Genomic DNA, 18,083 nt, shown 5'->3' with positions numbered 1-18,083 from the left:
GTAAAAGCAAAACGGCAACCCTGAGGTTGCCGTTTTTAGTGTTTTCTCCCTCTCCCCGTGGGAGAGGGCCGGGGTGAGGGCATCAGCCCGCACCAGAACACGACTTATGCGTTTTTCAGCACTTCGCTGACAATCTCTACCGCTTCTTTCTCAATCTGCTGGCGATGCTCAGCGCCGAGGAAGCTTTCGCAATAGATCTTGTACGCATCTTCCGTACCGGACGGACGCGCGGCGAACCAGCCATTTTCGGTCATCACTTTCAGGCCGCCGATAGACGCACCGTTACCCGGTGCCGCCGTCAGACGCGCGGTGATCGGATCGCCTGCCAGAGTGCTTGCGCTCACCATCTCCGGAGAGAGTTTGGACAAAGCCGCTTTTTGCGCAGAGGTCGCGCCAGCCTGAATACGGTTATAGCTTGGTGCACCAAAGCGTGCAGCCAGCTCGTTGTAATGTTCCTGCGGGTTTTTACCGGTAACCGCGGTGATTTCCGCCGCCAGCAGGCACATGATGATGCCGTCTTTATCGGTTGACCACGGGGTGCCATCGAAACGCAGGAAGGACGCGCCTGCGCTCTCTTCGCCGCCGAAGCCAAAGCTGCCGTCGTGCAGACCGTCAACGAACCACTTGAAGCCTACCGGCACTTCCACCAGCTTGCGGCCCAGCGCGTCCACCACGCGGTCGATCATCGCAGAAGAGACCAGCGTTTTACCGACAGCCACCTCTTTGCCCCACTGCGGACGGTGCTGGAACAGGTAGTTGATCGCAACAGCCAGATAGTGGTTCGGGTTCATCAGCCCGGCAGGGGTGACGATGCCGTGACGGTCATAGTCCGGGTCGTTAGCAAACGCCAGGTCGAATTTATCGCGCAGCGCCAGCAGGCCCGCCATCGCGCATTCGGAGGAGCAGTCCATACGGATCGCGCCGTCTTTGTCCAGGTGCATAAAGCGGAAGGTCTGATCGACGTGATCGTTCACGATGGTCAGATCCAGCTTGTAGTGCTCGGCGATGCGCTTCCAGTACTCAATACCGGAGCCGCCCAGCGGATCCACGCCCAGCTTCAGGCCAGCTTTCTGAATCGCCGCCATATCGACGATATCCGCCAGCCCTTCCACAAACGGCTGAACCAGATCCTGCTCTTTCACGTGGCCGGAGGCCATCGCCTCATCAAGAGAAATACGTTTAACGCCTTTCAGACCGTCGGCCAGCAGCGCGTTTGCACGATCTTCCACCACTTTGGTGACGTTAGTGTCAGCCGGGCCGCCGTTAGGCGGGTTGTATTTGATACCACCGTCTTCCGGCGGGTTGTGGGATGGCGTGATGACGATACCGTCAGCCTGCGCGCCACCTTTTTTATTGTGCACAAGGATCGCGTTTGATACCGCCGGTGTTGGAGTAAACCCATTGTTCTCCTGAACAATCACGTCCACACCGTTCGCCGCCAGCACTTCCAGCACGGAAATAAACGCCGGTTCAGACAGCGCATGGGTATCTTTGCCCACGTAGCACGGACCGGTAACGCCGTTTTTAGCGCGCTCTTCCGCAATGGCCTGAGCAATGGCCAGAATGTGCGGTTCGTTAAAGCTGTGGCGCGCCGCGCTGCCGCGGTGACCAGATGTACCAAACTTCACTGCGTGTTCTGCGTTGCCCACGACCGGTTTCAGCACGTAATACTGCGCGGTCAGCTGAGCGACGTTAATCAAATCGCTTTGTTGTGCAGGTTGGCCTGCACGGCTGTGATTTGCCATTACCGGGTCCTTATGATGCAAGGGTTAAATTGTACCGCAAACCTTTTCAATCAATTCCGCCGGGAACTGCATGGACTGCATGATGTGTTCAATCATGCTGCACTTGCGGCCCGTATTGGTATTGGTGATCACCCAGTACGGAGTGCCAGGGACATGTTTAGGTTTGGTTTGATTGCCATTTTGCAGCAGCGTCTGCTCGTCGCCCGCGAAATAGACGCGGGTACGGCCGTGCAGCGACTCGGTCGCTTCAGCAAACGCTTTGTTATCCAGGGAGTAAAGTGTAGACAGCACCAGCATAAAACGGTTAACCGCCTTTTTCTGCTCCGCATATTCATCGGAGAGCAGCAGTTCGCGCATCGCGCGCACTTTATCTTTTACCGGCGTCACGGCAGGTTTTGCTTGTGCAGCAACGCTCGGCTGAGACACGACATCTTTGGTAACTGGGGTGGCAGGCTGTGAAGCGGCGGAAATTTTAAGCATGCGCCGTAAAATGTCGGACGCGCTCTCCCCGATATGCCGCGTCTGGCTGGCAATATACTGATAGAGTTCGTCATCAACTTCGATTGTTTTCATCTTAATCCAGTGCGATATCTTATCTGAATACAAGTCATTGGGATTATAAGGTCAAATCCCAACAGCGGATAGCGTCAAACCAGGTTGGCGGCAAAAGTCAGATTAAACTGGAACCTTGCAGCCGGGCGGCAGAATGGTCAACATGATACCCTAACCTGACATACGTAAAAAAAGAACTTTGCCATGAAATTGAATACCCGAGCGCAAACTGCACAATCGCCGAACAATAATTCCCCCATCGTGCTGGTTCATGGACTTTTTGGCAGCCTGGATAACCTGGGCGTGCTGGCCCGCGATTTGGTTACCGATCACGATATTTTACAGGTCGATATGCGCAACCACGGGCTTTCCGGCCGCTCAGACGAGATGACCTATGCGGCAATGGCGCAGGATCTGCTGGATACGCTAGACGCGCACAACCTGCAGAAGGTGACCCTCATCGGGCATTCAATGGGCGGTAAAGCGGTTATGGCGCTCACCGCGCTGGCGCCAGAGCGAATTTCCGGGCTTGTCGTGATTGACGTTGCGCCTGTGGATTACGACGTTCGCCGTCACGATGAGATTTTCGCGGCGATCAATGCTGTAACCGAAGCTGGCGTTTCCACTCGTCAGCAGGCGGCAGCGGTTATGCGTGAGCATCTTGATGAAGAAGGCGTGGTGCAGTTCCTTTTGAAGTCGTTTGTTGACGGGCAGTGGCGTTTTAACGTGCCGGTGCTGTGGGACCAGTACAACAACATCGTGGGCTGGGAAACCGTTCCCTCCTGGCCACACCCTGCCCTCTTTATTCGCGGCGGTAACTCTCCTTATATTACCGACGCGTACCGCGACACGCTGCTGGCACAATTCCCGCAGGCGCGCGCCCACGTCATTGCCGGTGCCGGACACTGGGTGCATGCGGAAAAACCGGATGCTGTACTGCGCGCCATTCGCCGCTATCTCGCTGATACTGCAAATTGATTAAAAAGAGAGCGACTGGAAGATGACGGGCTTCCAGTCGTTGGCGTGCCGTTTTTGGTGATGTATGATGGCGCGCTTATCGCCCGGGCTTTAGCAGGGCGGCGTGTTTCCCCCGAAGTCTCATAATCATGGCCAAAGAACAAACGGACCGTACGACACTAGATCTGTTCGCGAATGAGCGTCGACCGGGACGACCGAAAACGAATCCGCTTTCGCGCGATGAACAGCTGCGTATCAATAAACGCAATCAGCTTAAACGCGATAAAAATCGTGGGCTTAAGCGTGTCGAACTGAAGCTCAACGCCGACGCGGTCGATGCGCTTAACGAGCTGGCAGAGGCGCGTAATATCAGCCGCAGCGAGCTTATTGAAGAGATGCTCATCGCCCAACTTGAGACGCTGCGCAGCCAGGCATAAGTCTGAAAAACCCCTTTATCGCCCTTTTCATGTAGCACAGAGTGCAGTCCTGCGCGATAGCGGTTTCCGCAGGGTTGCCAGTTCTGCTATTATTGCCCTTATCCGTGGCCGAATTGCGCCACCATACCATTAAGTTTCAAGAGGTTATTTTACTCATGGCAATCATCGGCATTTTCTTCGGCAGTGATACCGGCAATACCGAAAATATCGCAAAAAACATTCAGAAACAGCTCGGTAAAGACGTTGCTGATGTGCATGACATCGCCAAGAGCAGCAAAGAAGATCTCGAGGGCTATGACATTCTGCTGCTGGGTATTCCAACCTGGTACTATGGTGAAGCCCAGTGCGACTGGGACGATTTCTTCCCGACGCTGGAAGAGGTGGACTTCAACGGCAAGCTGGTTGCCCTGTTCGGTTGTGGCGATCAGGAAGATTACGCCGAGTACTTCTGTGATGCGCTGGGGACGATTCGCGACATCATTGAGCCTAATGGCGCGGTTATTGTTGGCCACTGGCCGACTGCCGGTTACCACTTCGAAGCCTCTAAAGGCCTGGCCGATGACGATCATTTTGTCGGACTTGCCATTGACGAAGACCGTCAGCCAGAACTGACCGCAGAGCGTGTAGAGAAGTGGGTTAAACAGATCCGCGAAGAACTGCATCTGGACGATATTCTCAACGCCTGATTTTTTACGGCGCAACGCGGGTTGCGCCCCTTTTCCAGGTAAAACCGATTAAATTAATTGCTACAAACTTTTAACTTTTTCGCCCAGACCTGTACAATGTCTCCCTGGCAAAATGTGGTTTCCATTGAGCAAGTTTGTAGGTGATACCACGTTTTTATAAGCATACTTTGCCTGAGACTTGCAGTTTTCATTTAGGCATGGCAGTTCTATAATGAGACGCATTATCCCAGGTGCATTTTCTGTCACTTCCCAGAGAAGTGAATCGTTTAGCAACAGGACAGATTCCGCATGACTGACAACAATACCGCATTAAAGAAGGCTGGCCTGAAAGTAACGCTTCCTCGGTTAAAAATCCTGGAAGTGCTTCAGGGTCCAGACAATCACCATGTCAGTGCGGAAGACCTTTATAAACGTCTTATCGACATGGGTGAAGAGATTGGGCTGGCCACCGTATATCGCGTGCTGAACCAGTTTGATGACGCGGGCATTGTTACCCGTCATAATTTCGAAGGCGGTAAATCTGTATTCGAACTGACCCAGCAGCATCACCACGATCACCTGATCTGCCTCGATTGCGGCAAGGTCATTGAATTTAGCGATGATTCCATCGAAGCGCGTCAGCGTGAAATCGCAGCTCGTCATGGCATTCGCCTGACCAACCACAGCCTGTACCTTTACGGTCACTGCGCTGAAGGGGATTGCCGCGAGAATGAACACGCTCACGACACAAAATAAGTTAGCGTTCATACTCTGAGCCAGCCGTAAGGTTGGCTTTTTTTTGCCTGAAAAAAGCCCGGTCAGCAAAGTGCCACCGGGCGTAGAGCAACTTATTTGTTGTTATTGCGTATCTCGTTCCAGATTTTATCGCAACGCTTCGCCACTTCCTGATCGTTACCGGTTTTACGTGCCTGGATGCAGGCCTGATAATCCATCACGCGAACATTCTCCTGCGTCGCGAACGCCTCATGCGCTTTCTCTTTCTTTAACACATTTAGCACACTCTGGCAGGCTTCAATTTTCTCAGGCGATCCTTCCGCGGTATTAATACAGGCGCTATACGCCTCCTTCAGACGGGCGTCCTCTTTCGGCGCCTGAGTCTGAACACACGCCACCAGCCCTGATGCCATCAGCGCGACGATTACGATTTTTTTCATCATATGCAGTCTCCAAACCGGCGGGAATCAGCCCGCCGGTGTGCTCATCAGAAGATGGTGAATGGGGCAATAACCATGAATTTGACGTCACGTTCATCCTGGAAGATGTTGCCGTAACCGCCCGCATAGCTTGGGATATCGGAGTGGTTGTCATACTGCGTGAAGTGCAGCTTGAACATCGTGCCTTTCGCGCGGCCCTCCTGCAGGGTGTAGATAGCATCCAGGCTGTAGGAGGACTCTTTCAGGCGATAGTTTGGATCGTAGTACGCATCCGGCGTCGCCATGTCTGCTGGTTTTGCATCCCAGGCGTAAGCGTAAGAAGCGCCCACCGCCCAGCCCGGCAGGTTCCAGTTTTTCAGGTCATACATGGCGCCGAAGAAGACCGCTTTCTCGCCGTCGGCGTTAAAGTCTGAGCGGTTATCCCACCAGATATCCAGACGACCGTTGGATGAGGCATAGGTCGGCGTCATACGCTGCAGGAAGTAGCCCTGCTGCCCTTCCGCCTTCACCCATGTCCCTTCCAGGCGCAAATCAACCTGGCCGACCTTGTAGCCGAAGGTTAACGCCTGCAGCCACGCGGTACCGTTATAAATGTCATTTACGCTGCCATCGCTGACCTTATCGCGCGTACCGTAGAACTGGTAGCTGGTGCTCAGCGGACTACCGGCGATATCAAATTTGTAGCTGGCTTTAGCAAAATACTGATCGATATAGCCTTCCGCCTGACCAAATGCGGCTTCCAGAACCAGATCGTTTTTGAAATCGTACTTCGCGCCCAGCGAGTGGAGGTAATCGACTTTGGTTTTCTTATCGTTCTGGTAGAACTTGTCCATCTCAATGTGCCACGGCGCTTTGTACTCGTTGGTCCACATATAGGAGAAGCTCAACGCACCTGCATCACCGTAGTCAAAGTTAGCCCCGGCTTCTGCCCCCTGATAGGTACCAGGCATAAAGCTCCAGTGCGGCGCTAACAGCGTCTGGCCGGTTGGCTGAATATAGCCCCCACGCGCCCATACCGGGCCGTATTTGAATTTCGCTGCGGCCTTATAAAGGCTGATGCCGCTTTTATCCCCTGACCAGTCTTCGTCATAGGCTTTATTGCTGGAGGAGAAGGCAATTTCGTTCGGGTGGCCGCTGTCGCCATTTTCAGCCATTTCAATCGCCGTAAACGCGGCAATATCCAGACCGAACATATCGGCGGCGTAGCCTGACTGGAAGTCCAGGTTGGCGTTCCAGGTGGAGTGAGAGAGGTTGGTTTTGTATTTATCTTCTGTGACATCTTTACGGTCACGTTCACGCTGCCAGTAATAAATACCGCCAGTGAGGGTAGAATCTTCGATGAAACCTGCTGCTTTTGCCTCTGATGTCACCACCAGGCCCGACATTGCTGTCACACCGGCAATAGCCAGCGCCAGCGCACTACGTTTGCCACTGAACGTACGCATAGATTATTCCTCTTTGACGAATTAAAACGCCTTAAACGGCGAAAATATAAAAGACCAAAAGGCCAGGGGTAGTTATAAATACCCTCGAATTAACTACCGTCTTTAGGTTATTTTTCGCGACGCGAATTATCAATGCTTTTCAGTGGGCAAAAGTCAGGATTATGACGAAGTGCACATAATTGGTAGTGAATTGTAACATTTGGCCGGATGCGAGGTGTGGCGGGGGTAGAGCAGGTAATTTCGGCGTATCAGATCGTAATAAAACCCGTATTTGTCTTAATTCTCTTTTTTATGAAACAGACAAACTTTTTTTAGAAAAATAAGTAGCACCGCATTGACCAAAAATTTTAGCTGGCCTAATTACGGGCCTACTTTAACGATATGATCATTAAATAAAAAAACGCCGCTATAAGCGGCGTTTGTTTCTCATTGACCATTGCAACGTTATTATTCGCCGATCCTGGTCCAGGTATCACGCAGACCTACGGTACGGTTAAATACCGGTTTTTCTGCCGTGCTGTAACGGCTGTCCAGGCAGAAGTAACCTTCACGTTCGAACTGGAACGCTTTGCCCGCTTCAGCGGCTTTCAGCGATGGCTCCGCATAACCTTGCTTGATCACCAGAGATTCCGGGTTGATGGTCGCCAGGAAGTCTTCAGCCGCACCCGGGTTAGGTACGCTAAACAGACGATCGTACAGACGAATTTCTACCGGCAGCGCGTGGGAAGCGCTCACCCAGTGGATCACGCCTTTCACCTTGCGGCCGTCTGCCGGATCTTTGCTCAGCGTCTCAGCATCGTACGAACAGAAGATGGTGGTAATGTTACCTTCAGCATCTTTCTCTACGCGCTCGGCTTTGATGACGTAGGCGTTACGCAGACGAACTTCTTTACCCAACACCAGACGCTTGTACTGCTTATTGGCTTCTTCACGGAAGTCAGCACGGTCGATCCAGATCTCACCGCTGAACGGCACGTCGCGGCTTCCCATTTCCGGTTTATTCGGATGGTTAGGCATAGAGACCAGCTCGCTTCCACCCTGCGGGTAATTTTCAATCACCAGTTTCACCGGATCGATAACAGCCATCGCACGCGGGGCGTTTTCGTTAAGATCTTCACGAATGCAGGATTCCAGAGACGCCATTTCGATGGTGTTGTCCTGCTTGGTCACGCCGATACGTTTGCAGAACTCACGAATAGAAGCGGCAGTGTAACCACGACGACGCAGGCCGGAGATGGTCGGCATGCGCGGGTCGTCCCAGCCTTCAACGTGCTTGTCGGTCACCAGCAGGTTCAGCTTACGCTTGGACATCACGGTGTATTCCAGATTCAGACGAGAGAACTCGTACTGACGCGGATGCACAGGAATGGTGATGTTATCCAGCACCCAGTCGTACAGACGACGGTTATCCTGGAACTCCAGCGTACACAGCGAGTGGGTGATGCCTTCCAGCGCATCGCTGATGCAGTGGGTGAAGTCGTACATCGGGTAGATGCACCACTTGTTTCCGGTCTGGTGGTGTTCTGCGAACTTAATGCGGTACAGCACCGGATCGCGCATCACGATAAACGGCGACGCCATATCGATTTTGGCACGCAGGCACGCTTTACCTTCTTCGAAGCCACCGGCACGCATTTTTTCAAACAGCGCCAGGTTCTCTTCCACGCTGCGATCGCGGAACGGGCTGTTTTTGCCTGGTGCAGTCAGCGTACCGCGATACTCGCGGATTTCGTCCGCAGACAGCTCGTCAACGTATGCCAGACCTTTGTTGATCAGCTCCACCGCGTAGGCATACAGCTGATCAAAATAGTCAGAGGAGTAGCAGATATCGCCAGACCAGTTGAAGCCCAGCCATTGCACGTCGTTTTTAATGGACTCAACGTATTCGATGTCTTCTTTTACTGGGTTGGTGTCATCGAAACGCAGGTTGCACTGCCCCTGGTAGTCTTGCGCAATGCCAAAGTTCAGGCAGATCGATTTCGCGTGACCAATGTGCAGGTAGCCGTTCGGCTCCGGCGGGAAACGCGTATGTACCGTGGTGTGCTTACCACTGGCCAGATCTTCATCGATGATCTGACGAATAAAGTTACTCGGGCGGGCTTCTGCCTCACTCATCGTGGATTCCTCAAAGCGTAAACAACGTATAACGGCGTATGATCTTATAAGCCGGACGTAGTGACAACCCTTAGTTACGGAAAATACGTATCAGATGAAAATAATGGGGGCGTTTGCTGCAAAAAAAAGCGGCGGAGGATATCCCCCGCCGCTTAAGGCATGACTCTACTCAGGAGCGATTACTTGCCTTTAATCTCATACAGCGGTGTCTGACCCGCAACCACCTGACCTTTAGCCTGGAGTACCAGACCGCTAAAGTCGTCGATGTTGCTGCACACGACCGGACTAATCATCGAGCGCGCGTTGGCGTTCAGGAAGTCCAGATCCATTTCCAGAATCGGCTGACCTGCCACCACTTCGGCCCCCTCTTCCACCAGGCGAGTAAAGCCCTGACCGTTCAGCGCTACGGTATCGATCCCCATATGGACAACGATCTCCGCGCCTTTTTCGGTTTCGAGGCAGAACGCATGGTTGGTGTTGAAGATTTTCACGATGGTGCCTGCCGCCGGAGACACAACGGTTTTGTCCGTTGGTTTCACCGCCACGCCGTCACCGACCGCTTTGCTGGCGAACGCTTCGTCAGGCACCTGCTCAAGGTCAACCACGTCACCGGTTACCGGAGAGACCAGCGCGGCCACCGTCACGGCGTTAGGCACGGCCTGCGGCTTCGCTACCGGGGCAGCCGTCGACGCAGGCGCGCTGTCGGCTGATGCTGCCGCGACCGGGCCACGGGCAACCACTTTCTTCATTTCGTCGCCAATGGATTCCGCTTTGGCGCCTACGATAACCTGGATAGTTTGTTTGTTCAGTTTAACCACGCCCGATGCACCAAGGCGTTTACACATTGCGTCGCTTACGCGCGCCGAGTCACCCACCGTCAGACGCAGACGGGTGATACAGGCATCAATCGCTTTCAGGTTGTCAGTCCCACCGACGGCAGCGATATAGCTGGTGGCCAGCTGAGTCAGACCCTCTTCGGTATTGCTGTTGGCTTCGTTGGTGACCACTTCGTCTTTGGTATCTTCGCGGCCTGGTGTTTTGAGGTTAAACATACGAATAACCGCAGTGAACAGCACGAAGTAGATGACGAAGAAGACCAGACCCATTACTACCAGCATCCAGACGTTTTTGCTTGCCGCCGGCAGGTTGTACATCAACACGTAGTCGATCGCGCCTGCAGAGAAGGAGAAGCCAGCATGGATGCCCAGCAGGGTCGCCACAAACAGGCTGATACCGGTCAGGACCGCATGCATGAGGTACAGCACCGGCGCCAGGAACATGAACAGGAATTCCAGCGGCTCGGTTACACCGGTCAGGAACGCGGTAATCGCAACGGACAGCAGCATGCCGCCAACCATTGGGCGACGCGCTTTTGGCGCAGCCAGGTACATTGCCAGTGCAGCGCCCGGCAGACCAAACATCATGATTGGGAAGAAGCCAGACATGAACATACCCGCGGTGCCGTCACCCGCATAGAAGCGGTTGATGTCGCCGTGGAATACGGTGCCCGCAGCATTGGTGAACTCACCAATCTGGAACCAGGCGATGGTGTTCAGCACCTGATGCAGACCGGTTGGGATCAGCAGACGGTTGATAAAGCCAAAGATACCTGAGCCCACAGCACCCGCTGAAACAATCCACTCGCCGCCCGCATGGATAGCATGCTGCACCGGCGGCCAGACGTAGCCAAAGATAGCTGCCAGGATCAGACAGAAAAAGCCCGTCGCAATTGGCACAAAACGTTTACCGCCGAAGAAGCTCAGGAAGTCAGGCAGTTTGATACCCGCCCAGCGGTTGTACACGGCACCACCGACCAGACCGGTAATGATACCCGCCAGTACACCCATGTTGATTTCCGGGTTGATGGTTACCATCGCTTTCGTGAGGATGAAGTAACCTACCGCCCCTGCCAGTGCCGCAGCACCGGCGCTGTCTTTTGACCAGCTTGACGCCACGCCGATGGCGAAAATCAGCGCAAGGTTGTCAAAAATGGCGCCGCCTGCCTGGGCAATAAACGGCACGTTAAGAAGATCGGGTTGCCCGAATCGCAGCAGCAACGCTGCAACCGGTAGCACGGCGATAGGGAGCTGCAAAGCCCTACCGAGGCGCTGGAAAAAACCTAAAATATTCATCCTATTCCCCCTACGAGACCCATTATTAAGACTCGCGCATAAACTATGTTTTTATTGTGTCACGAACGATAGATACAGTTGATGATTCACTGGCAGTCTGAGTGTGTGAAAAATTAATTCGTATCGCAAATTAAACACCTATTTTTTGTGATTATTGTCACCAAATATCGTATTCCCTCCTCCCTTTCACTGGCTAACAGCCAAAACTTATTTTATCATTCAAAAAATCAAGACGGATTGATCCGGCCTGAAAGGTTCCAGGTTACGCTTAAGCATCAGGTTCCGATACCCATCCGCCCACTCTTCTACTTAAACTTTGAGGTGAACAATGAGACTGATTCCCCTGGCAACTGCTGAACAAGTCGGTAAATGGGCCGCTCGCCATATCGTTAACCGTATTAATGCCTTCAAGCCTACTGCCGATCGTCCCTTCGTTCTTGGCCTTCCAACGGGTGGTACTCCACTGACTGCGTACAAAGCGCTGGTTGAAATGCATAAAGCGGGCCAGGTTAGCTTTAAACACGTTGTGACCTTCAACATGGACGAATATGTCGGCCTGCCAAAGGAGCATCCTGAAAGCTACCATAGCTTCATGCACCGCAATTTCTTTGATCACGTTGATATCCCAGCTGAAAATATTAACCTGCTGAATGGAAATGCGCCTGATATTGACGCAGAATGCCGTCAGTACGAAGAAAAAATCCGTTCTTACGGTAAAATCCACCTGTTCATGGGTGGCGTGGGCAACGATGGTCATATCGCGTTCAACGAACCAGCTTCTTCTCTGGCTTCCCGTACCCGTATTAAAACGCTGACCCATGACACCCGCGTGGCAAACTCCCGCTTCTTTGACGGTGATGTGAACCAGGTTCCAAAATACGCCCTGACCGTTGGCGTAGGCACCCTGCTGGATGCCGAAGAGGTGATGATTCTGGTACTGGGCGGCGTGAAAGCGCAGGCGCTCCAGGCAGCCGTTGAAGGCAACGTTAACCACATGTGGACCATCAGCTGCCTGCAGCTGCATCCAAAATCAGTCATCGTCTGCGACGAACCGTCCACGATGGAGCTGAAGGTGAAAACGCTGAAATACTTCAACGAGTTAGAAGCTGAGAACATCAAAGGTCTGTAATTGAATAACCGCCTCTTCTGTCAGAGGCGGTCGCTTTTTTTAACCGGGGGTCGATATGTACGCTTTAACCCACGGTCGGATTTATACCGGCCATGAAATTCTGGATGACCATGCGATTGTTATCGCCAATGGCCTGATTGAACGTGTTTGCCCGCTGGCGGAACTGCCGCCGGAGATAGAACAGCGCTCACTCAATGGAGCAGTAATCTCCCCCGGTTTCATCGACGTACAGCTTAACGGCTGCGGCGGTGTGCAGTTCAATGACACCGCCGAGGCGGTGACGGTTGAAACGCTGGAAATCATGCAGAAAGCTAACGAGAAATCAGGCTGCACCAGCTATCTGCCGACGCTCATCACCAGCAGTGATGACCTGATGAAACAGGGTATCCGCGTGACGCGCGAATACCTGGCCAAACACCCGAATCAGGCGCTGGGTCTGCATCTGGAAGGGCCATGGCTGAACATAGTGAAAAAAGGCACGCATAACCCGGATTACGTGCGCAAGCCGGATGCTGAACTGGTCGACTACATGTGTGCCAATGCTGATGTGATCGCTAAAGTGACGCTGGCGCCAGAAATGACCGGTACTGAGGTCATCAGCAAACTGGCTGCCGCCGGGATTGTGGTTTCAGCAGGTCACTCAAACGCCACGCTGAAAGAAGCCAAAGCGGGCTTCCGTGCCGGCATTACCTTTGCGACCCACCTTTACAACGCCATGCCGTATATTACCGGCCGTGAACCGGGTCTGGTCGGGGCGATTCTCGACGAACCAGACGTCTACTGCGGCATTATCGCTGATGGCATGCACGTTGATTACACCAACATTCGCAACGCCAAACGGCTGAAAGGTGACAAGCTCTGCCTGGTCACCGATGCCACCGCGCCAGCAGGTGCAAATATTGAGCAGTTCATTTTTGCTGGTAAAACAATATACTACCGCAATGGACTGTGTGTGGATGAAAACGGTACGCTGAGTGGCTCCTCTTTGACCATGATTGAAGGGGTGCGTAACCTGGTGGAGCATTGTGGGATTGCGCTTGATGAAGTCCTGCGTATGGCTACCCTTTATCCGGCTCGCGCCATCGGCGTGGATAAACAGCTCGGCGGAATTGCACCAGGTATGGTTGCAAACCTGACGGCATTCACACACGATTATAAAATTATTAAGACCATCGTTAATGGTAACGAGGTCGTCACTGAGTAAGTAAAAGTATGACACCAGGCGGACAAGCTCAAATCGGTAATGTCGATCTCGTTAAACAACTTAACAGTGCGGCGGTTTATCGCCTGATTGACCAACATGGTCCAATCTCGCGGATCCAGATAGCCGAACAAAGCCAGCTTGCTCCCGCCAGCGTGACAAAAATTACCCGCCAGCTCATTGAGCGCGGTTTGATTAAAGAAGTCGATCAGCAGGCCTCCACCGGGGGCCGCCGCGCCATCTCCATCATTACCGAAACCCGTAACTTTCAGGCCATTGGCGTCCGGCTTGGTCGTCATGACACCACGCTCACGCTGTACGATCTGAGCAGCAAAGCCATTGCGGAAGAGCACTACCCGCTGCCCGAGCGCACTCAGGAGACGCTGGAACACGCGCTGCTGAATACTATCGCGCACTTTATTGAAAGCTGTCAGCGCAAGATCCGCGAACTGATCGCCATCTCCGTCATTCTGCCGGGCCTGGTCGACCCGGAAAGCGGTGTGATCCGATACATGCCGCATATTCAGGTTGAAAACTGGGCGCTGGTCGACGCGCTGGAAAAACGCTTTAAGGTGACCTGCTTTGTCGGCCATGATATTCGATCTTTAGCGCTGGCTGAGCACTACTTTGGTGCGAGTCAGGACTGTGAAGACTCTATTCTGGTGCGCGTACACCGCGGTACGGGCGCAGGCATTATCTCCAATGGCCGTATTTTTATTGGTCGTAACGGTAACGTTGGCGAGATCGGCCACATCCAGGTTGAACCGCTCGGCGAACGCTGCCACTGCGGCAACTTCGGCTGCCTTGAAACCATCGCCGCCAACACGGCCATCGAGCAGCGCGTTCGCCACCTGCTTGAGCAGGGCTATCAAAGCCGCGTCACGCTGGACGATTGCAAGATAGGCACCATCTGCAAAGCCGCCAATAAAGGCGACGCGCTGGCCTGTGAGGTGATCGAGCAGGTAGGTCGCCATCTGGGGAAAACCATCGCCATCGCCATTAACCTGTTTAACCCGCAGAAAGTGGTGATCGCCGGAGAGATTGTTGAAGCGGAAAAGGTGCTGCTGCCCGCCATCGAAGGCTGTATCAACACCCAGGCGCTGAAAGCATTCCGACAGAACCTCCCGGTGGTTCGTTCGAAGCTTGACCATCGCTCGGCGATTGGCGCGTTTGCGCTGGTCAAGCGCGCCATGCTCAACGGGATCCTGCTCCAGCATTTGCTGGAATCCTGATCGGACCTTATAGTAACGCCTTCTTTTTTTGATGTCGGAATGTCCATGACCATTAAGAATGTAATTTGTGATATCGACGGCGTGCTGATGCACGACAACGTTGCCGTGCCGGGTGCTGCGGAGTTTCTTCACCGCATCATCGACAAAGGAATGCCACTGGTTCTACTCACGAACTACCCTTCCCAAACCGGTCAGGATCTGGCGAACCGCTTTGCCACCGCAGGCGTCGACGTGCCGGACAGCGTGTTTTATACCTCCGCAATGGCAACGGCGGATTTCCTGAAGCGTCAGGAAGGAAAAAAAGCCTACGTGGTCGGTGAAGGCGCGCTGATCCTCGAGCTGTATAAAGCAGGCTTTACCATTACCGATGTGAACCCGGACTTTGTGATCGTGGGTGAAACGCGTTCCTTTAACTGGGAGATGATGCATAAAGCAGCCTACTTTGTCGCCAACGGTGCACGCTTTATCGCCACCAACCCGGATACGCACGGCCGTGGTTTCTATCCGGCCTGCGGCGCGCTGTGCGCCGGAATCGAGAAAATCTCAGGTCGCCAGCCGTTCGTGGTCGGTAAACCGAGCCCGTGGATCATCCGTGCCGCGCTCAACAAGATGCAGGCCCATTCTGAAGAAACGGTGATTGTCGGCGATAACCTGCGCACCGATATCCTGGCCGGTTTCCAGGCGGGTCTGGAGACGATTCTGGTCCTCTCAGGCGTCTCTCAGCTTGATGACATTGACTCGATGCCGTTCCGGCCGAGCTGGATCTATCCCTCCGTCGACGAAATCGACATTATCTGACACCAAACCACGCCTCAGGGCGTGGTTTTTTATTTTCTCGCCTGCAAAACATGGTCACATCTAACGAAAAAGCGCTTTCATTGCATAATCATCAATAAATAGGTTTAAGGCATACGCATTTTTCACTATTCCGCAATCACCATTGCACTATTTCCGTTTTCACCCGTAAAACGCTTGCGCGCCCTGCCCCTTTGCGGCATTTTCATAAGCAAGCAACATCACAATGCAACAGGGTTAACGGAGAAGGTTATGTGTTCAATTTTTGGCGTACTGGATATTAAAACTGACGCGGGCGAACTGCGTAAAAAAGCACTCGAATTGTCCCGCCTGATGCGCCATCGCGGCCCGGACTGGTCAGGCGTTTACGCCAGCGACAAAGCGATTCTGGCTCACGAACGTCTGTCTATTGTTGACGTCAACGCCGGTGCACAGCCGCTGTATAACGAGAAAAAAACGCACGCGCTGGCTGTCAACGGTGAAATTTATAACCATCAGGCGCTGCGCGCCGAGTACGGCGACCGCTACGCCTTCCAGACCGGCTCTGACTGTGAAGTGATCCTGGCGCTGTATCAGGAGAAAGGCCCGGAGTTCCTCGACGAGCTGCAAGGCATGTTTGCCTTCGCGCTGTACGACAGCGAAAAAGACGCTTACCTGATTGGCCGTGACCATATCGGTATTATCCCGCTGTACATGGGGCACGATGAACACGGCAACTTCTATGTCGCGTCCGAAATGAAAGCCCTGGTGCCGGTCTGCCGCACCATCAAAGAGTTCCCGGCGGGCAGCTATCTGTGGAGTAAAGACGGTGAAATCCGTTCGTACTACCAGCGCGACTGGTTTGACTATGACGCGGTGAAAGACAACGTGACGGATAAAGCCGAGCTGCGTCAGGCGCTGGAAGATTCCGTGAAAAGCCACCTGATGTCAGACGTGCCTTACGGCGTACTGCTCTCCGGCGGTCTGGACTCCTCCGTGATCTCCGCGATCACCAAGAAATTCGCGGCTCGTCGCGTGGAAGATCAGGAGCGCTCCGAGGCCTGGTGGCCGCAGCTGCACTCCTTTGCCGTGGGCCTGGAAGGGGCACCGGATCTGAAAGCCGCGCAGGAAGTGGCAAACCACCTCGGCACCGTGCACCATGAAATTCACTTCACCGTGCAGGAAGGTCTGGATGCGATCCGCGATGTGATCTATCACATTGAAACCTATGACGTGACCACCATTCGCGCCTCCACGCCGATGTACCTGATGTCGCGTAAGATCAAGGCGATGGGCATCAAGATGGTGCTCTCCGGTGAAGGTTCTGACGAAGTGTTTGGCGGCTACCTGTACTTCCATAAAGCGCCAAACGCCAAAGAGCTGCATGAAGAGACCGTGCGTAAGCTGCAGGCGCTGCATATGTTCGACTGTGCGCGTGCCAACAAAGCGATGTCGGCCTGGGGCGTGGAAGCGCGCGTGCCGTTCCTGGATAAGAAATTCCTCGACGTGGCGATGCGCATCAACCCGCAGGATAAAATGTGCGGCAACGGCAAAATGGAAAAACATATCCTGCGTGAATGTTTTGAATCTTACCTGCCGGCGAGCGTGGCATGGCGTCAGAAAGAGCAGTTCTCTGATGGCGTTGGCTACAGCTGGATCGACACCCTGAAAGAGGTGGCGGCGAAGCAGATTTCTGACCAGCAGCTGGAAACCGCAAGCTTCCGCTTCCCGTACAACACGCCGGGCTCGAAAGAAGCGTACCTCTATCGTGAGATCTTTGAAGAGCTGTTCCCGGTGCCGAGCGCTGCCGAGTGTGTTCCTGGCGGTCCGTCAGTGGCCTGTTCATCCGCCAAAGCCATTGAATGGGATGAATCTTTCAAGGCGATGAACGATCCATCGGGGCGTGCGGTAGGCGTTCACCAGTCCGCCTACAAATAATCACAACCATTTCAAACAGGCCCCTCAGGGGCCTGTTTTTTTTGCCTCACATTTCACCACCAAAAACCGATTAATAACCAATAATTGCCGAATATTCGGTCACGCTGTTCGCAACCTAACCAAACAGTCACATTCCGGCTATTTTCGTTGAAAAAGGTGTTGACGCTGCAAGGGTCTATACGCATAATGCGCCCCGCAACGCCGATAAGGTAACGCGAAAAAAAGATGGCTACGTAGCTCAGTTGGTTAGAGCACATCACTCATAATGATGGGGTCACAGGTTCGAATCCCGTCGTAGCCACCATCTTTTTGCGGGAGTGGCGAAATTGGTAGACGCACCAGATTTAGGTTCTGGCGCCGCAAGGTGTGCGAGTTCAAGTCTCGCCTCCCGCACCATTCCCGGGTTAGCGTTGCACGGATGGGGTATCGCCAAGCGGTAAGGCACCGGTTTTTGATACCGGCATTCCCTGGTTCGAATCCAGGTACCCCAGCCATCGAAGACTGCAGTACTGGCTACGTAGCTCAGTTGGTTAGAGCACATCACTCATAATGATGGGGTCACAGGTTCGAATCCCGTCGTAGCCAC

15 protein-coding genes and 4 tRNA genes are annotated in these 18,083 nt (G+C 53.6%); 13 read left to right on the top strand and 6 right to left on the bottom strand.

Annotation, left to right across the window (positions count from 1 at the left end; translation table 11 throughout):
* Positions 1-104: 104 nt before the first annotated feature.
* Together pgm and seqA are read right to left on the bottom strand one after the other, a co-directional pair.
* On the bottom strand, positions 105-1,745 hold the full coding sequence (pgm, locus tag IM303_RS13545; RefSeq protein WP_028012364.1) for a phosphoglucomutase (alpha-D-glucose-1,6-bisphosphate-dependent): 1,641 nt from the start codon (positions 1,743-1,745) through the stop codon (positions 105-107).
* A gap of 24 nt (positions 1,746-1,769) precedes the next feature.
* Positions 1,770-2,318, bottom strand: a complete 549-nt coding sequence (seqA, locus tag IM303_RS13540) for a replication initiation negative regulator SeqA (RefSeq protein ID WP_028012363.1) — start codon at positions 2,316-2,318, stop codon at positions 1,770-1,772.
* Between the two features lie 183 nt (positions 2,319-2,501).
* On the opposite strand from seqA, the gene ybfF reads away from it, so the two are divergent.
* From ybfF to fur, 4 genes are all read left to right on the top strand, one after another.
* On the top strand, positions 2,502-3,275 hold the full coding sequence (gene ybfF, locus IM303_RS13535) for an esterase (protein WP_045261091.1): 774 nt from the start codon (positions 2,502-2,504) through the stop codon (positions 3,273-3,275).
* Positions 3,276-3,403: 128 nt separating this feature from the next.
* Positions 3,404-3,691, top strand: a complete 288-nt coding sequence (gene ybfE / locus IM303_RS13530) for a LexA regulated protein (protein WP_014883017.1) — start codon at positions 3,404-3,406, stop codon at positions 3,689-3,691.
* A gap of 155 nt (positions 3,692-3,846) precedes the next feature.
* Complete coding sequence (gene fldA / locus IM303_RS13525) at positions 3,847-4,377, top strand: flavodoxin FldA (protein ID WP_008501067.1); 531 nt, start codon at positions 3,847-3,849, stop codon at positions 4,375-4,377.
* Positions 4,378-4,665: 288 nt separating this feature from the next.
* Positions 4,666-5,112 carry a ferric iron uptake transcriptional regulator gene (gene fur, locus IM303_RS13520; protein WP_028012361.1) on the top strand — a complete coding sequence of 149 codons (447 nt, stop codon included), beginning with the start codon at positions 4,666-4,668 and terminating at the stop codon, positions 5,110-5,112.
* A 92-nt stretch (positions 5,113-5,204) separates the two neighbouring features.
* Here fur and chiQ read toward each other — a convergent pair whose 3' ends face one another.
* From chiQ to nagE, 4 genes are all read right to left on the bottom strand, one after another.
* Positions 5,205-5,531 carry a ChiQ/YbfN family lipoprotein gene (chiQ, locus tag IM303_RS13515; RefSeq protein ID WP_028012360.1) on the bottom strand — a complete coding sequence of 109 codons (327 nt, stop codon included), beginning with the start codon at positions 5,529-5,531 and terminating at the stop codon, positions 5,205-5,207.
* Positions 5,532-5,578: 47 nt separating this feature from the next.
* Positions 5,579-6,976 carry a chitoporin gene (gene chiP / locus IM303_RS13510; protein ID WP_193360018.1) on the bottom strand — a complete coding sequence of 466 codons (1,398 nt, stop codon included), beginning with the start codon at positions 6,974-6,976 and terminating at the stop codon, positions 5,579-5,581.
* 447 nt (positions 6,977-7,423) lie between these two features.
* Complete coding sequence (glnS, locus tag IM303_RS13505) at positions 7,424-9,091, bottom strand: glutamine--tRNA ligase (RefSeq protein ID WP_193360017.1); 1,668 nt, start codon at positions 9,089-9,091, stop codon at positions 7,424-7,426.
* Between the two features lie 179 nt (positions 9,092-9,270).
* The gene (gene nagE, locus IM303_RS13500; protein WP_028012357.1) at positions 9,271-11,223 is read right to left on the bottom strand and encodes a PTS N-acetyl glucosamine transporter subunit IIABC; all 1,953 of its coding nucleotides are present in this window, start codon (positions 11,221-11,223) and stop codon (positions 9,271-9,273) included.
* A 328-nt stretch (positions 11,224-11,551) separates the two neighbouring features.
* Here nagE and nagB point away from each other — a divergent pair, with 328 nt between their 5' ends.
* The 9 genes from nagB (at position 11,552) to IM303_RS13455 (ending at position 18,082) form a co-directional block, all read left to right on the top strand.
* Positions 11,552-12,352, top strand: coding sequence for a glucosamine-6-phosphate deaminase (gene nagB / locus IM303_RS13495; protein ID WP_028012356.1), 801 nt, complete (start codon positions 11,552-11,554; stop codon positions 12,350-12,352).
* A gap of 55 nt (positions 12,353-12,407) precedes the next feature.
* Positions 12,408-13,556: an N-acetylglucosamine-6-phosphate deacetylase gene (nagA, locus tag IM303_RS13490; protein ID WP_193360016.1), complete on the top strand. Its 1,149-nt coding sequence runs from the start codon at positions 12,408-12,410 to the stop codon at positions 13,554-13,556.
* Positions 13,557-13,564: 8 nt separating this feature from the next.
* A complete protein-coding gene (locus IM303_RS13485) occupies positions 13,565-14,785 on the top strand; it encodes an N-acetylglucosamine repressor (RefSeq protein ID WP_028012354.1) in 1,221 nt (406 codons plus the stop codon).
* A 45-nt stretch (positions 14,786-14,830) separates the two neighbouring features.
* Positions 14,831-15,583 (top strand): ribonucleotide monophosphatase NagD, encoded by a 753-nt coding sequence (nagD, locus tag IM303_RS13480; protein ID WP_193360015.1) that lies wholly within the window; start codon positions 14,831-14,833, stop codon positions 15,581-15,583.
* Positions 15,584-15,832: 249 nt separating this feature from the next.
* Complete coding sequence (asnB, locus tag IM303_RS13475) at positions 15,833-17,497, top strand: asparagine synthase B (RefSeq protein ID WP_045261094.1); 1,665 nt, start codon at positions 15,833-15,835, stop codon at positions 17,495-17,497.
* A 227-nt stretch (positions 17,498-17,724) separates the two neighbouring features.
* A tRNA-Met gene (locus IM303_RS13470) sits at positions 17,725-17,801 on the top strand.
* A gap of 7 nt (positions 17,802-17,808) precedes the next feature.
* A tRNA-Leu gene (locus IM303_RS13465) sits at positions 17,809-17,893 on the top strand.
* Between the two features lie 23 nt (positions 17,894-17,916).
* Positions 17,917-17,991, top strand: a tRNA-Gln gene (locus IM303_RS13460).
* Positions 17,992-18,008: 17 nt separating this feature from the next.
* A tRNA-Met gene (locus IM303_RS13455) sits at positions 18,009-18,082 on the top strand.
* The last annotated feature ends 1 nt before the right edge of the window (position 18,083 follow it).

It is taken from the genome of Enterobacter cloacae complex sp. P38RS (assembly GCF_014930775.1).
GTDB lineage: Bacteria > Pseudomonadota > Gammaproteobacteria > Enterobacterales > Enterobacteriaceae > Enterobacter > Enterobacter bugandensis.
The sequence above is the reverse complement of the archived record's forward strand: the minus strand, read 5'-3'. Positions and strand labels throughout refer to the sequence as shown.